The following is a 22,571-nucleotide window of genomic DNA, read 5'->3' on the forward strand; positions in this document are numbered from 1 at the left end:
TGGCGCGGGACGGCATGGTTCACGCCCGGTTCCCACGTGGTTACGGGTGTGTCATCCGCAGGACGTCCAGCGCCCGGTCGAGCTGCTGGGCCGTGAGCAGACCGCGCTCGACGTAGCCGCCCTCGACGACGACCTGACGGATCGTCTTCTGCTCGGCGAGCGCCCTCTTGGCGACCTTCGCCGCCTCCTCGTAGCCGAGGTACCTGTTGAGCGGGGTGACCACGGACGGCGAGGACTCGGCATACTCGCGGGCCCGCGCGCGGTGGGCGACGATCCCGTCCACGGTCCGGTCGGCGAGCAGCCGGGACACGTTGGCGAGCAGCCGGATCGACTCCAGCACGTTCCTGGCGATGACCGGGAGCATGACGTTGAGCTCGAAGTTGCCGGAGGCGCCGGCGGTGGCGACGGTGGCGTCGTTGCCGACGACCTGGGCGCAGACCATGAGCACGGCCTCGGGAACGACCGGGTTGACCTTGCCGGGCATGATCGAGGAGCCGGGCTGGAGGTCGGGCAGGGAGATCTCGGCGAGCCCGGTCCTGGGCCCGGAGGCCATCCACCGCAGATCGTTGGCGATCTTCGTCAGCCCCACCGCGACGGTCCGCAGCTGGCCGCTGGTCTCGACGATGCCGTCCCTGGCCCCCTGCGCCTCGAAGTGGTCGCGGGCCTCGGTGAGCGGCAGCCCGGTGGCGCGGGCGACCTCCTCGATCACGGCCGCGGAGAATCCGGGCGGGGTGTTGATGCCCGTGCCGACCGCCGTACCGCCGAGAGGCAGCTCGGCCAGCCGGGGCAGGGAGGCGTTCAGACGTTCGACGCCGTACCGTACCTGCGCCGCGTATCCGGCGAACTCCTGACCGAGGGTCACGGGTGTGGCGTCCATCAGGTGCGTCCGCCCGGACTTCACGACGTCGGCGAACTCCTCGGCCTTGCGGGTCAGCGTGCTCGCGAGGTGGTCCAGGGCGGGGACCAGGTCGCGGGTGACGGCGGCGGTGGCGGCGATGTGGATCGACGACGGGAAGACGTCGTTGGAGGACTGCGACGCGTTGACGTGGTCGTTGGGGTGCACGTCCCGGCCCAGCCGCTCGCCGGCGAGGGTGGCGATGACCTCGTTGGTGTTCATGTTGGACGAGGTCCCGGACCCCGTCTGGAACACGTCGACCGGGAAGTGCTCGTCCCACCTGCCCGCGGCGACCTCGGCCGCCGCTTCCTGGATCGCCTCGGCGACGTCCTCGTCGAGCACCCCCAGCCGCGCGTTCACCTTGGCCGCGGCGCCCTTGATCCGTGCCAGCGCCTCGATGTGCGCGCGTTCGAGTCGCTGCCCGGAGATGGGGAAGTTCTCCACCGCCCGCTGCGTCTGGGCACGCCACTTGGCGTGGACGGGGACCTGGACTTCGCCCATGGAGTCGTGCTCGGTGCGGTAACCGACTGCGTCGTGCTGGCCGTCTGCCATTGGGGACACCTCCATGGGGATCAGCATCGCCGGGGCACGTGGTGTTCCCGGGGCGGCCCGTCAACGGGCTCGCAGCTGTTCGTCCAGTCGGCCCAGCTCGTCGAGAAGCTCCACGCCGCCCTCCCACTTGGCCAGCCGCCGCAGGCTCTGCGGGGAAAGCCCGGCCACCTGCGGCGAGTGGCCCTGCAGGACGGCGATGCACAGGCGCAGGGTGGCCCGGTCCACGTCGAGGGGACCGGCCCGAGGCCATGACACGCGCTCCCTCAAGAGTGACAGGGCATCAGCGTAGAGCCATTGCCGCCTCGTTGGCATCGTGAAGGAGCGGATTGGTCCCGGGGGCCGTCACGGAGGCCCAGGGGGAGCGCGACGCCCCCGCCGGCCGAAGCCGGCGGGGGCGCGTGGAGAGCCGTGGGGCAGCGCGTCAGGCCTGGCCGGGGCCCCGGACCGGGATCGTCGTGAACGTCGGCTGGGGCGCCGGGTCCTGGAAGAAGTCGTTGCCCTTGTCGTCCACGACGATGAACGCCGGGAAGTCCTCGACCTCGATCTTCCAGACGGCCTCCATGCCGAGCTCCTCGTACTCCAGGACCTCGACCTTCTTGATGCAGTCCTGGGCCAGGCGGGCCGCCGGACCGCCGATCGAGCCGAGGTAGAAGCCGCCGTGGCTGTCGCAGGCGTCCGTGACCTGCTTGCTGCGGTTGCCCTTGGCCAGCATCACCTTGGAGCCGCCGGCCGCCTGGAACTGCTCGACGTAGGAGTCCATGCGACCGGCCGTGGTCGGGCCGAAGGAGCCGGACGCGTACCCCTCGGGGGTCTTGGCCGGGCCCGCGTAGTACACCGGGTGGTCCTTGAGGTACTGCGGCATCTCCTCGCCCGCGTCGAGCCGCTCCTTGATCTTCGCGTGGGCGATGTCCCGGGCCACGACCAGCGGGCCGGTCAGCGACAGGCGGGTCTTGACCGGGTACTTGGTCAGCTCGGCGAGGATCGACTCCATCGGCTGGTTGAGGTCGATGCGGACCACGTCCGACGAGTCGTCCAGGTGCTCGTCCGTGGTCTCCGGCAGGAACCGCGCCGGGTCCTTCTCCAGCTGCTCCAGGAAGACGCCCTCGGGGGTGATCTTCGCGAGCGCCTGGCGGTCGGCCGAGCAGGACACGGCGATGGCCACCGGGCAGGACGCGCCGTGCCGCGGCAGCCGGACCACGCGCACGTCGTGGCAGAAGTACTTGCCGCCGAACTGCGCGCCGATGCCGATCTTCTGCGTCAGCTCGAAGACCTTCTCCTCCAGCTCCTCGTCCCGGAAGCCGTTCCCGAGCGGCGAGCCCTCGGTGGGCAGGTTGTCCAGGTAGTGCGCGGAGGCGTACTTCGCCGTCTTCAGGGCGTACTCGGCGCTCGTGCCGCCGACCACGATCGCCAGGTGGTACGGCGGGCACGCGGCCGTGCCCAGCGAACGGATCTTCTCCTCCAGGAACTTCATCATGGAGGCCTCGTTCAGGACGGCCTTCGTCTCCTGGTACAGGAAGGACTTGTTGGCCGAGCCGCCGCCCTTGGCCATGAACAGGAACTTGTACGCGCCGCCGTCCGTCGCGTACAGCTCGATCTGCGCGGGCAGGTTGGAGCCGGTGTTCTTCTCCTCCCACATGGTGAGCGGAGCCATCTGCGAGTAGCGCAGGTTCAGCTTGGTGTAGGCGTCGAAGATGCCCTGGGAGAGGGCCTTCTCGTCCTCGCCCGCCGTCAGCACGTTCTGGCCGCGCTTGCCCATGACGATCGCCGTGCCCGTGTCCTGGCACATGGGCAGCACGCCGGCCGCGGCGATGTTCGCGTTCTTGAGCAGGTCCAGGGCGACGAACTTGTCGTTCGCCGAGGCCTCCGGGTCGTCGATGATGCGGCGCAGCTGGGCGAGGTGGTCCGGACGCAGGTAGTGCTGGATGTCGTGGACGGCCTCCTCGGCCAGCTTGCGCAGCGCCTCCGGCTCGACCTTGAGGAACGTACGCCCGTCGGGCCCCTCGACGGTGGAGACGCCCTCGGCCGTCACCAGCCGGTACGGGGTGGTGTCCTCACCCTGGGGGAGCAGATCGGTGTACGCGAACGCAGGGCGGGCGGCGGGGGAACTGTGCGGCATCTGGCCCATTCCTTACTCGGCAGACTGCTGCCCGCCGACACCGGCGGGCGACCCCCAGCGTAGAACCTGGCGCCGACAGCGAACCTGTGAGGTCCCGCTCAGCCCCGGTCGGGAGCGGCGCACGACGCGCCCGTCACCCCCCACCCCTAGTCGCGATCTATCGCGTTTCGGTACGCTGCTGCCGTGGACCTTCAGAAGCAGACCGAACCGCGGACGGCCGCCGCCCCCGTCGCCGAACTGCGCGCCTCGGACGCCGACCGTGACCGTATCGCCGACATCCTGCGCGAGGCCCTCGCCGAGGGCCGTCTGAACGCGGACGAGCACGCCGAGCGCGTCGAGGGGGTGCTGAACGCCAAGACGGTCGGAGAGCTGGAGGTCTTCATCCAGGACCTGCCCGCCGCCCACCAGGGCCGCGCGGCCGCCGCGTACGCCCCGGCGTCGAACCGGCCGGCGGCCGGCGCGATACCCCCCGTCGCCGACGAGAACGTGGTGGCGGTGTTCAGCCAGGCCACCCGCCGCGGCCGCTGGCGCCCCGGGCGCCGGGTGCACGCGTACGCGATCTTCGGCAGCGTGGAGATCGACCTCAGCGAGGCGGTCTTCGAGTACCAGCAGGTCGTGATCAAGGCCGTCTCGGTCTTCGGCGACGTGCAGGTCCGCGTCCCGGAGAACGTGTCGCTGCGCGGCACCGGCGGCGGCGTCCTCGGCAACTTCGAGGTGGTGCACCTGGACTCGCCGGAGCCCGAGGCTCCGGCCGTCTACGTCGACGGCTGGGCCGTCCTGGGCAACGTCGAGGCGCGGCCGAAGCGGGGCAAGCTCGTCGCGGACATCCTCGACCGGGTTCAGCGCAAGGTGGACAGACATCTGCGCAAGCACACGTGACAACAGTGGTCGTTCGTGGACGCCGGTGGTCACGGTCGGGCGGTTGGGAACTCAGTGCATAGGCGCGCGCACAGCGGGTAGGCCTTGCTGCATCGTCTCTTGGACCCTCCCGCTCGCGAAGCCGTCGTCAGGAGAAGACCGTGCTGCAACCGCCGCATTCGTCGCTGCAGGTAGCTGCCGTTCCGGCCCGGCGGGTGCCGGGGCGTGACAGGGACCAGGACGCGCCCTGGCACACCGAGGCGGTGTGCCGGCGTGACGAGGCGGGCCTGTTCTTCGCACCCTCCAAGGAACCCACCGCCGCGCGGCTGTCCCGCGAGGCGGCGGCCAAGCGGGTCTGCGCACGCTGCCCGGTCATGGTCGAGTGCCGCGAGCACGCGCTGCTCCAGCCGGAGCCGTACGGCGTCTGGGGCGGCCTGACCGCCGCCGAGCGCCGTGTCGTCCTGGCCCGGCGGCGCCGCCGCGACCTGGAGCTGAAGAAGGCGGCCCGCACCACGGGACGCATAGCGGCGGCGGGATAGGGCCCACCCGCCGGTGCTCTGACGCGGAAGGGGCGCCCCTCCGCACCGGGAGCGCCCCCATCGCCTCGCCCTGGCGGGCCCGTGGACCGGCGGCTACTTCGCGCGGTCGAAGTCGATCGCGCTGTACGCCCGCAGCTTGCTCAGCCGGTGCTCGGAGTCGATCCGGCGGACCGTGCCGGACTTGGAGCGCATCACGATCGAGTCGGTCGTCGCCGTCTCGGCGCGGTAGCGCACACCGCGCAGCAGCTCGCCGTCGGTGATGCCGGTGGCGACGAAGAATACGTTCTCACCGGAGACCAGGTCGTCCGTGGTCAGCACGCGGTCCAGGTCGTGCCCCGCGTCGAGGGCCCGCTGCCGCTCCTCGTCGTCCTTCGGCCACAGCTTGCCCTGGATCGTGCCGCCCAGGCACTTCACGGCGCAGGCCGAGATGATGCCCTCGGGCGTGCCGCCGATGCCGAGGAGCAGGTCGATGCCGGTGCCGTCGCGCAGCGCCAGGATCGAGCCGGCCACGTCGCCGTCGGAGATCAGCTTGATGCGGGCGCCCGTCTCCCGGATCTCCCTGATGATGCCCTCGTGCCGCGGCCGGTCCAGGATGACCACCGTGACGTCCTCGGGCGTGGACCGCTTGGCCTTGGCCACGCGCTTGATGTTCACCGACACCGGGGCGTCGATGTCGACGAAGTCGGCCGCCTCCGGGCCGGTGACCAGCTTGTCCATGTAGAACACGGCGGACGGGTCGAACATCGCGCCGCGCTCGGTGGCGGCGAGGACCGCGATCGCGTTCGGCATGCCCTTGGCGGTCAGGGTGGTGCCGTCGATCGGGTCGACGGCGATGTCGACCTCCGGCCCGGTGCCGTCGCCGACGCGTTCGCCGTTGAAGAGCATCGGGGCCTCGTCCTTCTCGCCCTCGCCGATGACGACGACGCCGTTCATCGACACGGTGGAGACGAGGGAGCGCATGGCGCGTACGGCGGCGCCGTCGGCGCCGTTCTTGTCACCGCGCCCGACCCAGCGGCCCGCGGCCATGGCCGCGGCCTCGGTCACCCGGACGAGTTCCAGGGCGATGTTGCGGTCGGGCGCCTCTGAGGGCACCTCGAGCTCTGAGGGCAGATGATGATGCTCGGTCATCGGAGCGCACCTTTCTGATACGGCGACGGCCGGATGAGGGTGTTGGCCTCGACTCTATCTCCGGACGGACAGAATGAGCAGGGGACCCCACGGATGAGCGGACCGGGCACCTGCGACGATAGGAGGCGTGGCAGGTTCGAACGGCAAGCAGAAGACGGTCCGGGACATGATCCTCTCCCTGGGCCTCATCGGGGTCGCGGCGGCGGTCATCTACCTCTTCGTCCCGCACGACAGCAAGGCTCCCGACGTCCAGCGGGTCGACTACCGCATCGAGTTGACCACCGCACGCCGGGCGGCGTCGTACCCGGTGGCGGCGCCCGAGGGCCTGCCCGACACCTGGAAGGCCACCTCGGTCCGCTTCCGGGCCCAGGAGAAGGACCACTGGCACCTGGGCTTCCAGGGTCCCGACGGTCAGTACGTGGCGGTCGAGCAGTCCGCGCAGAAGCGCAAGGACTTCATCGACGCGACCAGCCTGGGCGGGCACGCGACGAAGGTCACCGAGCAGATCGACGGCCGCACGTGGACGCGCTACACCGGCGGCCGCTACGACGCGCTGGTGCTGGAGGGCACCGAGGGCTCCACGACGGTGGTGGCGGGCACGGCGTCCTTCGACCAGCTGACGACGATGGCCCGGGCCCTGAAGACCTCCTGACCCCCCACGTCCACCCCTGACGCCGGGCCTGCCCCCGGCCCGCCGGCCCGCGAGGCCCTGGCAGGGGCCTTGGCTCCGACCGGCGGTCTCCCCGGCTCTGACAGCGGGCCCCGGCCCCGACCGGCGGGCTCCCTGGCCCTGGCGAAGCCTTGGCCCGGCTCGTGGGTTCGGTCTGCTCCCTCGTGGGTCCGGTCTACTCCGAGGGCTTCGGCTCGGCTTCTTGTGCCTCCTCGGCGAGGGCAGCGTCCAGGCGTGCGCGGGCGCCCTCCAGCCATCGGCGGCACACCTTGGCCAGTTCCTCGCCGCGCTCCCACAGCGCGAGGGACTCCTCCAGGCTCGTACCGCCCGCCTCCAGGCGCCGGACGACCTCGATCAGCTCGTCCCGTGCCTGCTCGTAGCCGAGCGCCTCATCCGCCTTGCTTGTCATCCGCCCACCCTATGCGTCGACACGAACCGTGAACTCGCCCTCGGCGACCCGGGCCCGCAGGGCCTCGTCCGCCGTCACCTCTCCCGGGTCGCGGACCACGTGCCCGTCCGCCTTCTGGAGCACGGCGTACCCGCGCCGCAGGGTCGCGGCGGGGGAGAGGGCCACCACCCGCGCGTGCGTGTGCGTCAGCTCCGAGTCCGCGCGGTCCAGCAGATGCCGCAGGGTGCGCCGGCCGCGGTCCAGGACCGACGCGATCTGGTCCGCGCGCTCGTCGAGCATGCGGTGCGGGTCCTCCATGCAGGGCCGGGCAAGCGCGTGGGCGAGCCCTCGCTCCTCCCGTTCGACGAGCGCCCGCACGCATCTGCGGGCCCGGTCCCGCAGCTGCCGTACCCGCTCGTACTCCTCGCCGACGTCCGGTACGACCTTCTTCGCGGCGTCGGTCGGGGTGGAGGCGCGCAGGTCCGCGACGTAGTCGAGCAGCGGCGTGTCCGGCTCGTGCCCGATCGCGGACACCACGGGCGTACGGCAGGAGGCGACCGCGCGCACCAGCTGCTCGTCGGAGAACGGCAGCAGGTCCTCCACGCTGCCGCCGCCGCGCGCCACGATGATCACGTCCACGTCCTCGGTCTCGTCCAGCTCCTTCACGGCCTGCACGACCTGCGGGACGGCGTGGACGCCCTGCACGGCGACGTTGCGCACCTCGAAGCGGACCGCGGGCCAGCGGTGCCGGGCGTTCTCCAGCACGTCCCGCTCCGCGGCGGACGCCCGGCCGCAGACCAGCCCGACGAGCTGGGGCAGGAAGGGCAGGGGCTTCTTCCGCTCGGTCGCGAACAGTCCCTCCGCCGCGAGCGTCTTCTTCAGCTGCTCCAGCCGCGCCAGCAGCTCACCGACGCCCACCGGCCTGATCTCGGCGGCCCGCAGCGACAGCTGCCCGCGCGGCGCGTACCACTCCGGTTTGGCGTGCACCACGACCCGCGCGCCCTCGGCGACCACGTCGGCGATCGCGTCGAACACCTGGCGGTAGCAGGTCACGCTGACGGAGATGTCGTACGACGGATCGCGCAGCGTCAGGAACACCACGCCCGCACCCGGGCGCCGCGACAACTGCGTGATCTGCCCCTCGACCCACACCGCGCCGAGCCGCTCGATCCACCCCCCGATCAGCCGCGACACCTCACCGACGGGCAGGGGAGCTTCCGGAGACGTGGAGACAGCCATGTCCGCGAGAGTAACCGCCCCCACCGACAACCCCCACCCCCTCGCCCGGCGGCCCGCTCCGCGCGTCGGCCGGGCGGCCGTGGGGCGATCTTCGGGCCGCGGTGGCGGCCTTACGATGGGGACATGACTGCTTCGTCTGGCCGCCGTGTCCTGCTCGCCGCCCCCCGGGGCTACTGCGCGGGTGTGGACCGCGCCGTGATCGCCGTCGAGAAAGCCCTGGAACAGTACGGGGCTCCGATCTATGTCCGGCACGAGATCGTCCACAACAAGTACGTCGTGCAGACCCTGGAGAAGAAGGGCGCCGTCTTCGTCGAGCAGACGGAGGAGGTGCCGCCGGGGAACATCGTGATGTTCTCGGCGCACGGTGTGGCCCCCACCGTCCACGAGGAGGCCGAGCGGGGCCGGCTGGCCACCATCGACGCCACCTGCCCCCTGGTGACCAAGGTGCACAAGGAGGCAGTCCGGTTCTCCAACGAGGACTACGACATCCTCCTGATCGGGCACGAGGGCCACGAGGAGGTCATCGGGACCACCGGCGAGGCCCCCGACCACATCCAGCTCGTCGACGGGCCCGAGGACGTCGCGAACGTCGAGGTCCGCGACCCCTCCCGGGTCGTGTGGCTGTCGCAGACCACGCTGTCGGTCGACGAGACGATGGAGACCGTCGACGCGCTCAAGGACAAGTTCCCGCAGCTCATCTCCCCGCCCAGCGACGACATCTGCTACGCCACGCAGAACCGTCAGCTCGCCGTGAAGCAGATGGGCGCCGAAGCCGACCTGGTGATCGTCGTCGGCTCGCGCAACTCCTCCAACTCCAAGCGGCTGGTGGAGGTCGCCAAGCTCGCGGGCGCGGGCCGGGCGCACCTCGTGGACTTCGCCGACGAGATCGACGAGAGCTGGCTGGAGGGCGTCTCCACGGTCGGCCTGACCTCGGGCGCCTCCGTGCCGGAGGTGCTGGTCGAGCAGGTGCTCGAATGGCTGTCGCAGCGCGGCTTCGAGGACGTGGAGATCGTCAAGGCGGCCGAGGAGTCCATCATCTTCTCCCTGCCCAAGGAACTCCGCCGGGACCTGCGCGACGAGGCGGCCGCGCTGGTCGCCGAGCGCGGAGGGTCCGGCACGACGCAGCAGTGACGGTCCGTCGTACGTCGTAACGTGGAGCCATGCAGATCTTCGGTGTGGACATCGGCGGGTCCGGTATCAAGGGTGCCCCTGTGGACCTGGACGGGGGAGCGCTGACCCAGGAGCGGTGCAAGGTGCTGACCCCGCATCCGGCGACCCCCGACACCGTCGCCGACGGGGTCAAGGAAGTGGTCGACCACTTCGGCTGGAGAGGACCGGTCGGGCTGACCTTCCCGGGCGTCGTCACCGGCGGCGCCATGGTCCGTACGGCGGCCAACGTCGACACGAGCTGGGTCGACACCGACGCGCGCGCCCTGTTCGGCGCCCGCCTGGGCGGTCTGCCGGTGACGGTGGTCAACGACGCGGACGCGGCGGGCGTCGCCGAGATGCACTTCGGCGCCGGGCGCGGCCGCAGGGGCACGGTGGTGCTGCTGACCTTCGGCACCGGCATCGGCAGCGCCGTCTTCGTCGACGGCGTCCTCGTCCCCAACACCGAGCTCGGGCATCTGGAGCTGCACGGCCACGAGGCGGAGAAGCGGGCGTCCAGCAAGGCCAAGGACGACCACGACCTCAGCTGGGAGCGCTGGGCGCGCCGGGTGCGGAAGTACCTCGCCCACGTCGAGATGCTCTTCAGCCCGGAGCTGTTCATCGTCGGCGGCGGCGTCAGCCGCAAGTCGGAGAAGTTTCTTCCCCTCATCGAGGACATCAAGGCGGAGATCGTTCCCGCCCGGTTGCAGAACAACGCGGGGATCGTCGGTGCGGCGATGCACGCGGCGGAGCACGGCTGAGGCGGTTGGGGCGGTTGGGGCCGTCGTAGGGCCCGACGGGTCCGGGCGGGGCGCCGACGACGTACACCCGGCGCCTCAGCCCGCCAAGCGCCTGCGCACCGCCCGCCGCCGCGCCGCCAGTGCCACCCGCCGCGCCAGCGCCGTCCCACCCGCGATCAGCGTCCCCGCGTACAGCCAGGGCGCCTCGGTGGCGAGCGCGGTCACCAGGCTCATCAGCTTGCCGAGGAACCCCACGTCCCCGTTGATCACGGGCAGCAGGCCCACGGCGAACCCGATCGGCACCACGATGGGCGCCGTCAGCAGATCGCCCTTGCGCACCCACAGCGCGGTCAGCGCGCACACCGGCAGGAACAGCACCCCGTACGCGGTGGAGCCCCCGCCGAGGAGCAGCAGGTCGAGACCGCCCAGCAGGAACATGGCGGCCGCGCAGAACATCCCGGCGCCCAGACCCGTCAGCCGGGGACCGGACGGCCGCCGCGGCGCGGGCGCCGGAACGACCGCCGGAGCGCAGGGACGCCGTGCCGCGGGAGGGCGTGCGGCAGGACGCCGTGCCGCGGGAGGGCGTGCCGCGGGAGGGCGCCGCGCCGGGGGCACCGGCGGCCTGCCTCGTCGCGGTCCGTGCTGCTGGGGTCGCGTCTTGTGCTGCTCCACTGGACCAACCTAGGTCTGCTTATGTGGCGAATAGCCCACCTGACACGCCGTGCGCGGCCGCCTGGCCAAGCGTTCGAACCGTCGAGGGGGCCGGCCGCGACACGCCGTAGACTGGTGGATCGGCCGCCTGGCCTCCAGTCTCCTCACGTACGGGAAGTCGCAACGTGTCGCTCACGATCGGAATCGTCGGTCTGCCGAACGTCGGCAAGTCGACCCTGTTCAACGCCCTGACCAAGAACGACGTGCTCGCGGCCAACTACCCGTTCGCCACGATCGAGCCGAACGTCGGTGTCGTCGGGGTGCCGGACGGTCGTCTCGCCCAGCTCGCCTCGATCTTCGGGTCGGAGCGGATCCTGCCGGCCACCGTCGACTTCGTCGACATCGCCGGCATCGTGCGCGGCGCCAGCGAGGGCGAGGGCCTGGGCAACAAGTTCCTCGCGAACATCCGCGAGTCGGACGCGATCTGCCAGGTCATCCGCGCCTTCAAGGACGAGAACGTCGTCCACGTCGACGGCAAGGTCTCGCCGAAGGACGACATCGAGACGATCAACACCGAGCTGATCCTCGCCGACCTCCAGACCATCGAGAAGGTCCTGCCCCGGCTCCAGAAGGAGTCGCGGATCAAGAAGGACGTCGCTCCCAAGGTCAAGGCCGTCGAGGAGGCCAAGGAGATCCTGGAGAAGGGCGACACGCTCTTCGCGCACGGCATCGTCCAGGGCAGCGAGCGTGCCGAGCTGCTGCACGACCTGCACCTGCTCACCACCAAGCCCTTCCTGTACGTCTTCAACGTCGACGAGGACGAACTGGTCGACGAGGACTTCAAGAACGAGCAGCGCTCCCTGGTCGCCCCCGCCGAGGCGATCTTCCTCAACGCCAAGCTGGAGGCGGACCTCGCCGAGCTGGACGAGGACGAGGCCCTGGAGCTCCTCCAGTCCGTCGGCCAGAACGAGCCCGGCCTGGCCACGCTCGCCCGCGTCGGCTTCAACACCCTCGGCCTGCAGACCTACCTGACGGCCGGCCCCAAGGAGTCCCGCGCCTGGACCATCAAGAAGGGCGCCACCGCCCCCGAGGCCGCCGGTGTCATCCACACCGACTTCCAGAAGGGCTTCATCAAGGCGGAGGTCATCTCCTTCGAGGACCTCCTGGAGGCCGGCTCGGTCGCCGACGCCCGCGCCAAAGGCAAGGCCCGCATGGAGGGCAAGGACTACGTGATGCGCGACGGGGACGTGGTGGAGTTCCGCTTCAACGTGTAGCGGGCGCTGTGCCACCACGTCGCTGACCTGGCGAACTTGCAGGTCAAGAGGGGTCCGACCTTCCGGGGGCGGGCCCCTTGCCGTTGCCGGTTCCAGCCCCCTTGAAAACCAGTGGAGCGGCGGCGCTGTGCGCCGTTACCGTGCTGCCGAACCGAGTCGTCTGGTCAAGGACATGCCGTTGTACACCCTGTGAGACCTCCCAAGCGCTGATCTGTCGCGCGTCGCGCATCCGCGCCGCGCTGCTTTTTGCTGCGGACTTCTCACTGGAACCGGTGTACTTCTGTGCTCAAAAACTGGGTGGTCGTGCCCACCTGCCTGCCGCTCGTTCTCCGCCGTTGCCACGCGTGCGCGTCCGAGCGTTTCCGGGCAAGCAGAAAATTTCGCGTCAACGCCCACCACAAGCTCATCGACGCCTGGCTTCTCGTGCTCTGCACCGCTTGCGGAGCGACTGCGAAGCTCACGGTCCTGGAGCGGATGAACGTGCGCTCCGTACGACCTGAGCTGCTGGACCGGCTGCATGACAACGACCCCGGTCTGACGGCCGAGTTGCTCCAGGATCCGGTCCTGCGGCGCCGTAATCGCATCGCCCTCGACTGGGACGGCGCCTGGCGCCTCGACACCGGCGGATCGGATCACCTGGACCGCGAGGTGATCGACGTCTCGGTCCGCTTCGCGGCGCGGATCCCTGTCCGGCCGGTGCGACTGGTCGCCGAAGGGTGCGGTCTTTCGCGGGCCGAGGTCGAGAGACTGATCGCGGAGGGGAACCTCGTTTCGGCGGTCCGGCTGGGCGGCAAGCTCTCCGGCGACTTCACCTTCACGCTCAAGCGCTGAGGGCTCCTCGGGACCAGGGGCCGGGGCCTGTCCGGCACGATCCGCCGGACAGGCCCCGGAGCCGACCTCCGTTCGCCGGTTCAGGCCCCGGTGGTCGGGTGGTCAGGCCGGTGCGAGGGAGATGTCGGCCCAGATGGTCTTTCCCCGCGGGGTGTGGCGGGTGCCCCACTGCTGGGAGAGCTGAGCGACGAGCATCAGACCGCGCCCGCCCTCGTCGTAGACCCGGGCGCGGCGCAGATGCGGCGAGGAGCTCCCGGCATCGGAGACCTCGCAGATGAGGTCGCGGTCGTGGATGAGTCGCAGCTCGACGGGCGGCCGACCGTACCGTATGGCGTTGGTGACCAGTTCGCTGACCACCAGCTCGGAGGTGAAGGTGGCCTGGTCCAGTCCCCAGGCCGCCAGCTGTTCGGTGGTCTGGGAGCGGGCCTGCGCGACGACCTCGGGGTCGAAGGGAAGGCTCCAGGTGGCGACATCGGACTCGCCGATGGCGCGGGTGCGGGCCACGAGCAGGGCGATGTCGGCGCCGGTCCGGTCGGGGCGGGTCTCCTCCGGGCGGGTCGCTGTGAGCACGGCGTCGCAGACGGCGTCCAGGGACGGGGCGGGCCGGCTGAGTGCCTGGCGCAGCCTCGTGAGCCCTTCGTCGACGTCGCGGTCGCGGGCTTCGACCAGGCCCTTGGTGTAGAGGGCGAGAAGGCTGCCCTCGGGAAGTTCGATCTCGGCGGCCTCGAAGGGCAGGCCACCCAGTCCCAGGGGGAGACCGGCCGGCAGGTCGAGGAGGTCGGCGGTGCCGTCCGGCCCCACGATCGCGGGCGGCGGATGGCCGGCCCGGGCGAGGGAGCAGCGCAGGGAGACGGGGTCGTAGACCGCGTACAGACAGGTGGCCCCGAGCCCCCCGGCGGCCTCGGCGGCGGCATCCGCCGTGGCGTCGGTGCCCCCGGCGCCCTCGATTTCGGCGGAGGTACGGATGACGAGGTCGTCGAGGTGGGTGAGCAGTTCGTCGGGCGGCAGGTCGATGTCGGCCAGGGCGCGTATGGCCGTGCGCAGCCGGCCCATGGTGGCCGCGGCCTGGACGCCGTGCCCCACGACGTCGCCGACCACCAGGGCCACCCGCGCGCCGGAGAGCGGGATCACGTCGAACCAGTCGCCGCCCACGCCGACGCGACTGGTGGCGGGCAGGTAGCGGGAGGCGACCTCGAGCGCGGTCTGGTCGGGCAGCCTCAGCGGCAGCAGGGTGCGTTGCAGGGTCTCCGCGGTGACCCGCTCGCGGGTGTAGCGGCGGGCGTTGTCGACACAGACGGCTGCCCGAGAGGTGATCTCCTCGGCCAGGAGGATGTCGTCCTGTTCGAACGGCTCCGGGCGATGGCTGCGGGCGAAGCGGGCCACGCCGAGGGTGACGCCTCGGGCGCGCAGCGGTACCACCAGCACCGAGTGGGTTCCGGACAGGCGGATCCGGGCCGCTCGGGCGGGGTCGTGGACCGCCCACCCGTCGATGGCGGAGTCGGTCGTCTCGTACATCCCGGTCAGGCCGGTCGCCAGGGGCAGGGCCGCCGGTGAGGACGCCGGATAGTCGGCCAGGTCACCCGGCTGGAGGCTGCCCGTCCACGCACCGCCGGAGTACCCCGCTGCCGTTCGCCGCAGGGTGACCGAGCCGGTCAGCGGGCCGGGGGGCGGTTCGTCGCCGTGGTCGATGAAGGTGAGCAGATCGACGGCCGCGTAGTCGGCGAACCAGGGTACGGCCGTGTCGACCAGCTCCTGAGCGGTGCGCGTGATGTCCAGCGTGCTGCCGATGCGGCCGCCGGCCTCGTTGATCAGGAGGAGCCGTTCCCGGGCGTGGTCGTGCTCGGTCATGTCGTGTGCGGCGAGGCAGACGCCGCGCACCCGGCCGGTCCGGTCCCTCAGCGGGGCGAGGGACACCGACCAGGCGTGCTCACGGGTCTCGCCCGGGACCCGTAGGTGGCTCTCCACGCGCCGCCGTACACCGGTCTCCAGGACCTCCCGCATGACCTGCTCGGTCTCCTCACCGGCGGCGTGCGACAGGACCTCGGGCAGCCGCAGTCCGCGCATCCGGTCCTCCGGGAGAGCGGTCGCGCGCTGCATCTCTGCGTTGGCGCGCACCACCCGCAGGTCGGCGTCGAAGACCGCCGCGGCGCAGGGGAGCTGGACGAACCCCTGTTCCGCCGACTCGATGTCCTCGTCGCGGCGGTGTCGCGTCATCTCGGCTCATCTCGGCTCATCTCGCTCCCCAAGGGATTCTCCCCGCTCATGGCGGGAGTACCACCGGGCACATCCGGTCGGGAGCGGGCCGTGACGCGTGCCACCGGGCACACCCGGTCGGGGGCAGGCCGTGGCGGGGGCTCGGCGCGGGCCGGCGATGCGGGCGAGCCGGTCGAAGCCGGCGACCGGATCCCGGACGTCCAGAGGGGCGGTGCGAGTTCCCCCGGCCCGGGTGCCGCAGACGTTGTGGGGCATGGCGTCGACGAACACGGCCCGCTCGGCGATGGTGCCGAACGCGCCGAGAACCCTCGGCGAGGGTCCGGTCCGCCTCGGGGCGGATTCGCCGTCTGCTCCGGCACGCCGTACAACGTGCTCATCAACGTCAGGGTATCCGCGCCGCCGGTGTACGGCGCGGCCTGCTCCGCGCGCGGCCGAGAAGAAGACGACGGGCCGGACCGCGACATCTTCCGGGGTCATCGGCAGGGTCGGCCGGCCCCTGAGCCGAAGGCGTACTTGGCCGCATAGGCGACCGGATCCCAGGCGGCGACGGTCCCGCTCCGCGGTTGGACGGTGATCGGCCGCGCCTGGACGATGGTGACCTGTCCGCCGGGAACCCGGTCCCTGTCGATCACCCATTCGACATCGACGGGATGGCCGTAGTGCCGTTCGATCGCGAGTACGGCGTCCACGACGCACCCGATCTCCTCCTCGTCCAGCACGGCCCGCTTCCGCAGCCGCTCGGGCATCGGCACCTCGGCGACGCGACCGGCCCGACCGTCGAGGACCGAGAGGAACTCCTTGGCCGCGACCTCGTGACGCAGGACACGGCGGTCGTCCTTGCCCACCTCGACGCGGTCGGGCGTGACCAGCCCCCGGACGACGGCTTCGCCCCACCCCCAGTTGGCTTCGATCACCATCCGGTCGCGCTTGCCGGTGACCGGGTGCACCGAGAAGGCCACGCCGGACGAGCGTGCGTTCACCAACTCGACGACGCCGACGCCCATCGGGGTCCGGCGATGGCTCAGGCCGTGCTCGAGCCGGTAGCGGATCGCCCGCCCGGTGAACAGGCTCGCCCAGCAGGAACGCACCGCCTCGACCACCCGCCCGGAGCCCGACACACCGAGGTGGGTGTCGAAGACACCGGCGAAGCTCGCGCTTGCGGAGTCCTCACCCGTCGCCGACGAGCGGACCGCGGCCGGCACCTGCGGGCGCGACGAGCGGTCGCACAGTTCGCCGTAGCACTCGACGACCGCCGCGGCGACCGGTTCGATGACGTCGACCTCCTCGAAGGCCCCACGGATCCGGGCCGAAGCGGCCTCCACGGCCTCCTGCCGGTGCGGATCGCGGACGCCGGCCAGCACCCGGTCGGCCAGCAGGTCCAGGCCGGACGCACCGACGTGCAACGCGTAGGCGGCGGTGGTGACGGCGAAGCCGCGCGGCACGCCGAACCCGGCGCGGCCGAGTTCGGCCAGGGATCCCATCTTCGGCCCCGCGGCGGCCGTCACGGCGTCGGGCTCGGCCGTGTCCAGCCAGGTGACCAGGTCAGTCGTCACCTGCCGCTCCCACCCGCCGCTCCCACCCGGACGACGGTGACGGTGCCCCGTTCGCCGTCCACCTCGACCTCGTCGCCGTCCTTGACCAGCACGGTCGCCAGGCCGCAGGCGGTGACCGTCGGCACGCCGTACTCGCGGCCGACGATCGCGGCGTGCGACAGCATGCCCCCGCTGTCGCAGACGCAGGCCGCGATCGCGGCGAACGCCGGCGTCCAGTTGGGCGAGGTCGACTCGCACACCAGCACCTCGCCCGGCCGCAGGCGGTGCAGGGCGTCGGGGTCGGTGAGCACGCGGGCAACGCCCGTCGCCCGTCCCTTCGCCGCGGGCACGCCGGTGAGCGTGGTCCCGGCCCCTGCCCGGCCGGTGGCCGTGACCACGCGCAGGAAGCGCTCGTCGAGGCCGAAGATCTCGGTCAGGATCGGGTCCTCGACGGTTTCGGGGACGGTGCCGAGCACCTTGGGCATGCTCGCGCGCCGTTCGTGCCAGTGGGCGAAGTACTGGCGGCGCACTTCGACGATCGAGCGGAACTCGTCGTACGAACGCTCACCCGAGGCCACGGCGCTCAGCTCCGGACAGAACAGGAAGAGCGTGTCGTCGGGCCGGTCGGCGCCGGCCTTCTGAGCGATGCCCAGGGCGGCCCGGCGCATCGGCAGCGACACCCGCAGGTCGATGTAGTGGCTGTGGTCGTCCTGCCACCGGAGGAAGTTCGCGGCCTGCACCGAGGCGAGGCCGGCGTCGAACGCCTCCTGCTCCTGCCTGGTCAGCCGCGAGCGTGCCGCGTCGATCGCGGTCTCACGTTCGGTCTGCGCCTGGCGCAGCGCGGCCCCGAAGTCGTGCCCGGCGCCCTCCCGCAGGAGGGCCCTGACCATCCCGAGCACGGGTGCGGGTTCCTCGGCCCAACTCGGCAGCGCCACGTCGCAGATGCCCTCGATGCGGTGGCCGTACACCTCGAGGAAGTCGCCGAGCCTGCTCAGCCAGGCCGTCGCCGAACCGCCCTCGGCGGCCAGCGTGCCCGCCAGCCGCTCCGGCTCGGTGGTGGCGAAGAGCGACTCCAGCCCCGCGTCACGGGCCGCCGCGGCGAGCCTGCCCAGCTCGCGGTCGGTCTCCATGATCTTGGTGTCGTAGCCCTGCAGGAACGTGCCGACCTCGCGGGGGTCCATCCCCAGCTCCGCGCACATCCCGGCGAACCCGAGGTGGTTGGCCAGCAGCGGGTACATCATCTCGAAGTGGATCTCGAACGCCCGCTGGGCGTAGCGGCGTGCCTCGGTGAGCATGGCGCCCAGCTCGCTCAGCGAGGACCGCTCGACGTCGATGCGCTGGAAGTGCCGCCAGCCCGCTTCGATCTCGGCCACCCGCCGGTTCCACAGCGCGTCGAAGGTGCGCAGGAACCCCGGCAGGTGGCTCTGCGACCGCACGGTCCGCGCCTCGATCTCGTACCGGCTCTCCACCGAGATCGCCGCGGAGTAGACGTGGGTGCCGGCGATCCGCTGCGTGATGCCACGGCTGCGCGGCAGCGGCATCTGCTCGGCGGCGAGTTGCGTGCCCCAGGAGTAGCTGTCCTCCAGCCAGGTCGTCCCGAGCGGGGTGAGCCCGCGCGGGCAGTGGAAGTCGAGGAACCAGAAGCGCTTCTCGTCCTGCTGGGAGAACGTCCGGAACGGCTCGACGACGAACGGCGAGTGCCCGAAGGCCGGCGTGAACCCCGGGTACCACTCATCGGTGGCGTACTCGTCGAACGGAATGACAAGGCTCATCGGACCTCCTCGGAAGACCCTCACGGGTGTCCCCCCGCAGCCGCCCGTGCGCCCTCGCGCACATCAAGCCTCCGCTGTGCGGCGGCTCGGCGCCACTACCGGCGGGACGGCGGCGTCATGCCGACGCCCGCCGGGCCCGGCTCCGACGCGAGGCGGTCCAACTCGGCTGTGATCGCCTCGCGCAGTGTGTTGCGGCCCTCCCGCCCGTCACCGGTCGTCGGCTTCCACCACCTCCGTCACTCGGCCACTCGGCCACACGAGGGGAAAGGGGTGGGCCCCGACGCGCGTGGCGCCGGGGCCCACCCCGGGGAACGGGATCAGGCCGTCAGCCGAAGGACTTGATCGCTTTCCAGTCCACGGTCAGGACGATCTTCGCGGGCGGGTTCGTGTTCGTCCGGGACGGATAGTAGATCCGCGTCTGGCCGTCGGTGGCGAAGACGGCCCAGATGTCCGGGATCTTGTCGCCGTTGACGTCCGGGATGCCGAGCGCGATGCGGACGTTGGTCTCCTGCCAGCTGGTGCCGTACGAGACGTCCCCGTTGAGAGAGTTGGCGGCGACCTTGAGCGACACGAGGTCGACGCTGCCGCTGGTGGGACCCGGCTTGCCGTGGCGGACGTACATGTTGCCGTTGTCGAGGTTGCGCCACAGCAGGTCGGGGGTGCCGTCCCCGTTGATGTCGGCGACGTTGACGATGTCGCGGCGGGCCCAGGCGTCGACGTTCATCAGCGTCGCCGTCTGGAAGGTCGCACCGGTGTACCCGGACAGCGCCCAGAACTCGGGACCGGCCCGCAGCACCAGGTCGGGCAGCTTGTCGCCGGTGATGTCGCCGACGGCCTTGATCTGCGTCCAGGTCGAGGGCGCCGGGGCGTTCGACGGCAGGCGGATCCTGATCCGCTTGTCGACGTTGAAGCTGCCGTAGCCGTCACCGGGGTACAGCCAGAACTTGCCGTCCGGGGTGACCGCGAACAGGTCGGTGACGCCGTCACCCGGGTACGCGTCCGCGTAGTGGGTGATCAGCGCGGCCTTGCCGGTGGCCGGGTCGTACCAGTGGTTCTTCGGGTGCAGCTTGTTGTCCGAGGTGTACGAGGCGCCCAGGCATCCGTACAGCTCGCCGCCCTCGTTTCCGACGCAGTTCATCAGTTTGCCGTCGGCGTCGACGATCAGCAGGTCGGGGATGCCGTCGCCGTTGGTGTCACCGGGCGCGTCCTCGATGTCACGCGGCGGGACGTAGAAGGCGTAGTCCGAGCGTGCGCTCTTGTTGCCGTACTGGTCGAGGGCATAGACGTTCACCCAGGTCGGACCGGCGTGCGGCGGCTTCAGGTTGGTGATCGTGGCCTTGCCGTTGGTGGCCGCCGCGTCCTTGTAGCTCAGGCCCTCGAAGGCCCACTGGAACTTCGTCGCGCCCTGCGAGGTGAACGTCATCGAGCCGGTCCCGCCGAACTTGACCTTCGCCCAGGTCAGGCCGTCGGAGGTGGCCTGCGGGAAGTCGGTGCTCTCGACGGTGGGCTGCGGCGGAGCGGTCGCGTCGATGGCGATCCGGCAGGGCTCGCTTCCCGGCGGGAAGTATGTGGAGACCAGGCCGCCCGAGTCCTCGGAGCGCACGTCCCACGAGTAGGTGGCCTTGTCCTCCAGAGGGAACGTGGCGGGGATGGTCAGCGTGGCGGTTCCACTGGCGTTCGGGGTGACCAGGGTGCCGGCCGGGACGGTGCCGCCGGTCTTCCAGAAGCGGAAGCGCAGCTTGCTCAGGTTGCCGTCGGGGTCCTTGCCGGTCGCCGACAGCACGATGTTGGTCTTGCCGATCGTCACCTTGCCGGGGGCCGGCACGCAGGCGCCACCGGGAGTGGAGGTGCCGTTGGTCGGCTCGTTCGGCGGACGGTTGTAGACCACCTCCAGCGTCGCGGAGGTCGCCTTGAACTTGCGCCAGGTCTGCGTGTCCGACTCGGTGGTGGCACGCATGCCGAAGGTGATGTTCGACCAGCCCTTGTCCGCGCCCTCCTGGGCGGCGGCCTTGACGTTGAACGCCTCGTAGGCGTCGGGGCAGGAGCTGGAGGACCAGCCGTGCGCGAACGACTTGCGCTGCAACTCCTTGCTCCAGCTGGGCTGCTTGTTCCACGTGGTGCCGGAGGAGATCGCCCCCGTCAGCCAGAACTGGAACTCACGAGTGGTGCAGGACCAGGAGTGGTTGTTGAGCACCTTGAAGGTCGCGGAACTGACCGTCGCGCCCTTCAGGCCGGTGCTGTAGCCCAACCGCCAGAAGGAGCGGCCGGTGCCGCCGGTGTCGGACTCGTGGCCGACGCGGGCGTCGGCGGTGCCGGAGCCGAAGTTGGTGCCGTTCCAGTAACTGGTGTTCGGGTACGGCTTGTACGCCGTCGTCCACGCCTGCCAGCCGCTGTTGAGCGTCGGGTCGACGAACACCGGGAAGCGGACGTCCTCGTCGGTGAACAGACCGGTCTCGCCGACCCGCAGGTCGAGCCGGGCCGCCCCGGTCCCGTCGCCCGCCAGGCGCATCGGCAGCGGAGCCTGGTGCGCCCCCGGTTCGATGCCGCTCAGCCCGGACAGCTTCAGCACATCGGCGGTCGTCGCGACCGAGGTACGGGGCGCGGACCGGTCCTTCGGGAGCTCGGGGTCACGGCCGTTGGAGTCCCACGCGAAGGGAGTCGGGACGGAGCCGATCTCCTTGCCGTCCTCGTCCAGGATCAGGATGCGCTCGACGTCCTTGTCGCGCTGGAACACGGCCGTCTTCGAACGCAGCCCGTACGACACCGTCGCCAGCGCCTTGTCCCGGGCGGCCTGCGGGGTCTTGACGATCAGCAGCTGCCCGAAGCCGCCGTCCTCGCGGGCGACGAGCAGCAGGTCGACGCCGGGCAGCACCTCCGGGTAGAGGGCCCGGGGGCCGTCGAGCACCGGCTCGGGCAGGGGGCCCGGCCAGGTGTAGGCGACGGTGTGCCCGTCGATGTCCACCTCGGCCAGCACCGTCTCCTTCGCGGCCGGTCCCTCGGCCAGCGGCAGCCGGGCGAAGGAGCGGTCGGCGCGCGCGGCCCCGCCCGGCGTACCACTGGAGAAGCGCACCGGCATCGGCGGGTTGACCGGGCGGACACCGAGGCCGCCGGCGTCCTTCGTCCGCCGTAGCCGGTTGTCGACCGGCGCCCACCTCCCCTCGGCGTTCTTCGCCCGCTGGGGCAGGGCGGTGGTCCGGGTGCGCATCTGCCCGTCCGGCCGCGCCCAGGTCAGCGAGGTGGCGGTGGTCGCCGTGTCGACGAGCACCTCCTTGCCGGTGCGCCGGGCCTCGGCCACGGCGGCGGCCTCGTCATGAGGAGCGGTCGACGCCTGTTTCGCGCCGGTCGCGCTGCGGGCCTGCGGTGCTGAGGGCTCCTCGGGCTGCCACCAGGGCAGGAGAGCGGCGGTCAGGGCGGCCAGGACGAGGCCGAGCGTGAGCGTCAGCCGGGTGCGCGTGCGCACGAAAGGGCTGAGATAACGAGGCGGCGCGGACACGGCGGCGGTCTACTCCCAGGTGGGCCGGGCGGATGGGGCAGCACAGAAAGCCCCGGACGGCAGGCCGTGGGGCATGAGCGCGCACACGATCACACGTTCTGCACATGTGGTCTACATATGAAGATTTTATAAATCTGTGACGAAGGGATGGAGGTTTCTTGGTGATGTCGGGGTGGTGTCGCAACTGTCGTATTTGACACCCCGTCATATTCCGATCAGGCGGGGGATTTCGGTGAACGCCCCCTTGGTGGGCAGAGAGAGCGGTTCCGTGCGACATCGCCTGTGACGCGGATCATGGCAGCGCTTTCTGTCCGTCTCGCAGTGATCTTGAAGTGTGCGGCGTCCATGACAGAGAGTGCGGGCACGCACGCGCCCGGCAACGGGAGCGTGCCCTTTGGTGTGTCCGCACCTCGTAGTTGTCTGCATCGCCCGGGTGGGAGTCGACGCGTATGCGTGCTCAAGGTCCACTGTCATGGCTGGGGCAAAAGCGCCTGGCCATGACGGAGTCACAACGACGGCGCCGCCGGCATGGC

General features: G+C 71.1%; 18 protein-coding genes. 7 read left to right on the forward strand and 11 right to left on the reverse strand.

The window, feature by feature from the left end:
• Window positions 1-40: 40 nt before the first annotated feature.
• The 3 genes from ACIHCX_RS12300 to ACIHCX_RS12310 form a co-directional block, all read right to left on the reverse strand.
• Window positions 41-1,447: a class II fumarate hydratase gene (locus ACIHCX_RS12300; protein WP_400028876.1), complete on the reverse strand. Its 1,407-nt coding sequence runs from the start codon at window positions 1,445-1,447 to the stop codon at window positions 41-43.
• Between the two features lie 60 nt (window positions 1,448-1,507).
• Window positions 1,508-1,702 carry a hypothetical protein gene (locus ACIHCX_RS12305; RefSeq protein WP_400028877.1) on the reverse strand — a complete coding sequence of 65 codons (195 nt, stop codon included), beginning with the start codon at window positions 1,700-1,702 and terminating at the stop codon, window positions 1,508-1,510.
• 166 nt (window positions 1,703-1,868) lie between these two features.
• Entirely contained in the window at window positions 1,869-3,563 is a 1,695-nt protein-coding gene (locus ACIHCX_RS12310) for a fumarate hydratase (protein WP_400028878.1), read from the reverse strand.
• 183 nt (window positions 3,564-3,746) lie between these two features.
• Between ACIHCX_RS12310 and ACIHCX_RS12315 the strand changes: the two genes are divergently transcribed.
• On the forward strand, window positions 3,747-4,442 hold the full coding sequence (locus ACIHCX_RS12315) for a DUF1707 domain-containing protein (protein ID WP_400028879.1): 696 nt from the start codon (window positions 3,747-3,749) through the stop codon (window positions 4,440-4,442).
• A gap of 140 nt (window positions 4,443-4,582) precedes the next feature.
• Window positions 4,583-4,960: a WhiB family transcriptional regulator gene (locus tag ACIHCX_RS12320; protein WP_400028880.1), complete on the forward strand. Its 378-nt coding sequence runs from the start codon at window positions 4,583-4,585 to the stop codon at window positions 4,958-4,960.
• Between the two features lie 93 nt (window positions 4,961-5,053).
• Here the strand turns inward: ACIHCX_RS12320 and glpX are convergent, their stop codons facing one another.
• Window positions 5,054-6,088 carry a class II fructose-bisphosphatase gene (gene glpX, locus ACIHCX_RS12325; RefSeq protein WP_400028881.1) on the reverse strand — a complete coding sequence of 345 codons (1,035 nt, stop codon included), beginning with the start codon at window positions 6,086-6,088 and terminating at the stop codon, window positions 5,054-5,056.
• Between the two features lie 127 nt (window positions 6,089-6,215).
• Between glpX and ACIHCX_RS12330 the strand changes: the two genes are divergently transcribed.
• Window positions 6,216-6,740 (forward strand): DUF4245 domain-containing protein, encoded by a 525-nt coding sequence (locus tag ACIHCX_RS12330; protein WP_400028882.1) that lies wholly within the window; start codon window positions 6,216-6,218, stop codon window positions 6,738-6,740.
• A gap of 193 nt (window positions 6,741-6,933) precedes the next feature.
• Here the strand turns inward: ACIHCX_RS12330 and ACIHCX_RS12335 are convergent, their stop codons facing one another.
• Window positions 6,934-7,167 (reverse strand): exodeoxyribonuclease VII small subunit, encoded by a 234-nt coding sequence (locus ACIHCX_RS12335; protein WP_400028883.1) that lies wholly within the window; start codon window positions 7,165-7,167, stop codon window positions 6,934-6,936.
• 9 nt (window positions 7,168-7,176) lie between these two features.
• On the reverse strand, window positions 7,177-8,385 hold the full coding sequence (gene xseA / locus ACIHCX_RS12340) for an exodeoxyribonuclease VII large subunit (protein ID WP_400028884.1): 1,209 nt from the start codon (window positions 8,383-8,385) through the stop codon (window positions 7,177-7,179).
• A 123-nt stretch (window positions 8,386-8,508) separates the two neighbouring features.
• Here xseA and ACIHCX_RS12345 point away from each other — a divergent pair, with 123 nt between their 5' ends.
• Both ACIHCX_RS12345 and ppgK read left to right on the forward strand, forming a co-directional pair.
• On the forward strand, window positions 8,509-9,516 hold the full coding sequence (locus ACIHCX_RS12345; protein WP_400028885.1) for a 4-hydroxy-3-methylbut-2-enyl diphosphate reductase: 1,008 nt from the start codon (window positions 8,509-8,511) through the stop codon (window positions 9,514-9,516).
• Between the two features lie 29 nt (window positions 9,517-9,545).
• The gene (gene ppgK / locus ACIHCX_RS12350; RefSeq protein WP_400028886.1) at window positions 9,546-10,292 is read left to right on the forward strand and encodes a polyphosphate--glucose phosphotransferase; all 747 of its coding nucleotides are present in this window, start codon (window positions 9,546-9,548) and stop codon (window positions 10,290-10,292) included.
• Between the two features lie 75 nt (window positions 10,293-10,367).
• Here ppgK and ACIHCX_RS12355 read toward each other — a convergent pair whose 3' ends face one another.
• On the reverse strand, window positions 10,368-10,727 hold the full coding sequence (locus ACIHCX_RS12355; protein WP_400028887.1) for a DUF6542 domain-containing protein: 360 nt from the start codon (window positions 10,725-10,727) through the stop codon (window positions 10,368-10,370).
• Between the two features lie 380 nt (window positions 10,728-11,107).
• Here ACIHCX_RS12355 and ychF point away from each other — a divergent pair, with 380 nt between their 5' ends.
• Window positions 11,108-12,196 carry a redox-regulated ATPase YchF gene (ychF, locus tag ACIHCX_RS12360; RefSeq protein WP_400028888.1) on the forward strand — a complete coding sequence of 363 codons (1,089 nt, stop codon included), beginning with the start codon at window positions 11,108-11,110 and terminating at the stop codon, window positions 12,194-12,196.
• A gap of 282 nt (window positions 12,197-12,478) precedes the next feature.
• Window positions 12,479-13,027 (forward strand): DUF1062 domain-containing protein, encoded by a 549-nt coding sequence (locus ACIHCX_RS12365; protein ID WP_400028889.1) that lies wholly within the window; start codon window positions 12,479-12,481, stop codon window positions 13,025-13,027.
• Between the two features lie 102 nt (window positions 13,028-13,129).
• Here ACIHCX_RS12365 and ACIHCX_RS12370 read toward each other — a convergent pair whose 3' ends face one another.
• From ACIHCX_RS12370 to ACIHCX_RS12385, 4 genes are all read right to left on the reverse strand, one after another.
• Window positions 13,130-15,241, reverse strand: a complete 2,112-nt coding sequence (locus tag ACIHCX_RS12370) for a SpoIIE family protein phosphatase (protein ID WP_400028890.1) — start codon at window positions 15,239-15,241, stop codon at window positions 13,130-13,132.
• Window positions 15,242-15,714: 473 nt separating this feature from the next.
• On the reverse strand, window positions 15,715-16,794 hold the full coding sequence (locus tag ACIHCX_RS12375; RefSeq protein WP_400028891.1) for a PEP/pyruvate-binding domain-containing protein: 1,080 nt from the start codon (window positions 16,792-16,794) through the stop codon (window positions 15,715-15,717).
• Window positions 16,791-18,545, reverse strand: a complete 1,755-nt coding sequence (locus ACIHCX_RS12380; protein WP_400028892.1) for a PEP-utilizing enzyme — start codon at window positions 18,543-18,545, stop codon at window positions 16,791-16,793. Before ACIHCX_RS12380 ends, ACIHCX_RS12375 begins: the two co-directional genes overlap by 4 nt.
• A 325-nt stretch (window positions 18,546-18,870) precedes the next feature.
• On the reverse strand, window positions 18,871-22,038 hold the full coding sequence (locus ACIHCX_RS12385; RefSeq protein WP_400028893.1) for a DNRLRE domain-containing protein: 3,168 nt from the start codon (window positions 22,036-22,038) through the stop codon (window positions 18,871-18,873).
• Window positions 22,039-22,571: the final 533 nt, after the last annotated feature.

Origin of the sequence: Streptomyces sp. NPDC052043 (assembly GCF_044548235.1) — a bacterium.
In the GTDB taxonomy this organism is placed as follows: Bacteria; Actinomycetota; Actinomycetes; order Streptomycetales; family Streptomycetaceae; genus Streptomyces.

Coding starts and splice junctions, on each gene's coding strand:
- ACIHCX_RS12380 (WP_400028892.1), bottom strand. CDS start 18,545: ATGAGCCTTGTCATTCCGTTCGACGAGTACGCCACCGATGAGTGGTAC.
- ACIHCX_RS12355 (WP_400028887.1), bottom strand. CDS start 10,727: ATGTTCTGCGCGGCCGCCATGTTCCTGCTGGGCGGTCTCGACCTGCTG.
- ACIHCX_RS12345 (WP_400028885.1), top strand. CDS start 8,509: ATGACTGCTTCGTCTGGCCGCCGTGTCCTGCTCGCCGCCCCCCGGGGC.
- ACIHCX_RS12335 (WP_400028883.1), bottom strand. CDS start 7,167: ATGACAAGCAAGGCGGATGAGGCGCTCGGCTACGAGCAGGCACGGGAC.
- glpX (WP_400028881.1), bottom strand. CDS start 6,088: ATGACCGAGCATCATCATCTGCCCTCAGAGCTCGAGGTGCCCTCAGAG.
- ACIHCX_RS12300 (WP_400028876.1), bottom strand. CDS start 1,447: ATGGCAGACGGCCAGCACGACGCAGTCGGTTACCGCACCGAGCACGAC.
- ACIHCX_RS12310 (WP_400028878.1), bottom strand. CDS start 3,563: ATGCCGCACAGTTCCCCCGCCGCCCGCCCTGCGTTCGCGTACACCGAT.
- xseA (WP_400028884.1), bottom strand. CDS start 8,385: ATGGCTGTCTCCACGTCTCCGGAAGCTCCCCTGCCCGTCGGTGAGGTG.
- ppgK (WP_400028886.1), top strand. CDS start 9,546: ATGCAGATCTTCGGTGTGGACATCGGCGGGTCCGGTATCAAGGGTGCC.
- ACIHCX_RS12370 (WP_400028890.1), bottom strand. CDS start 15,241: ATGACGCGACACCGCCGCGACGAGGACATCGAGTCGGCGGAACAGGGG.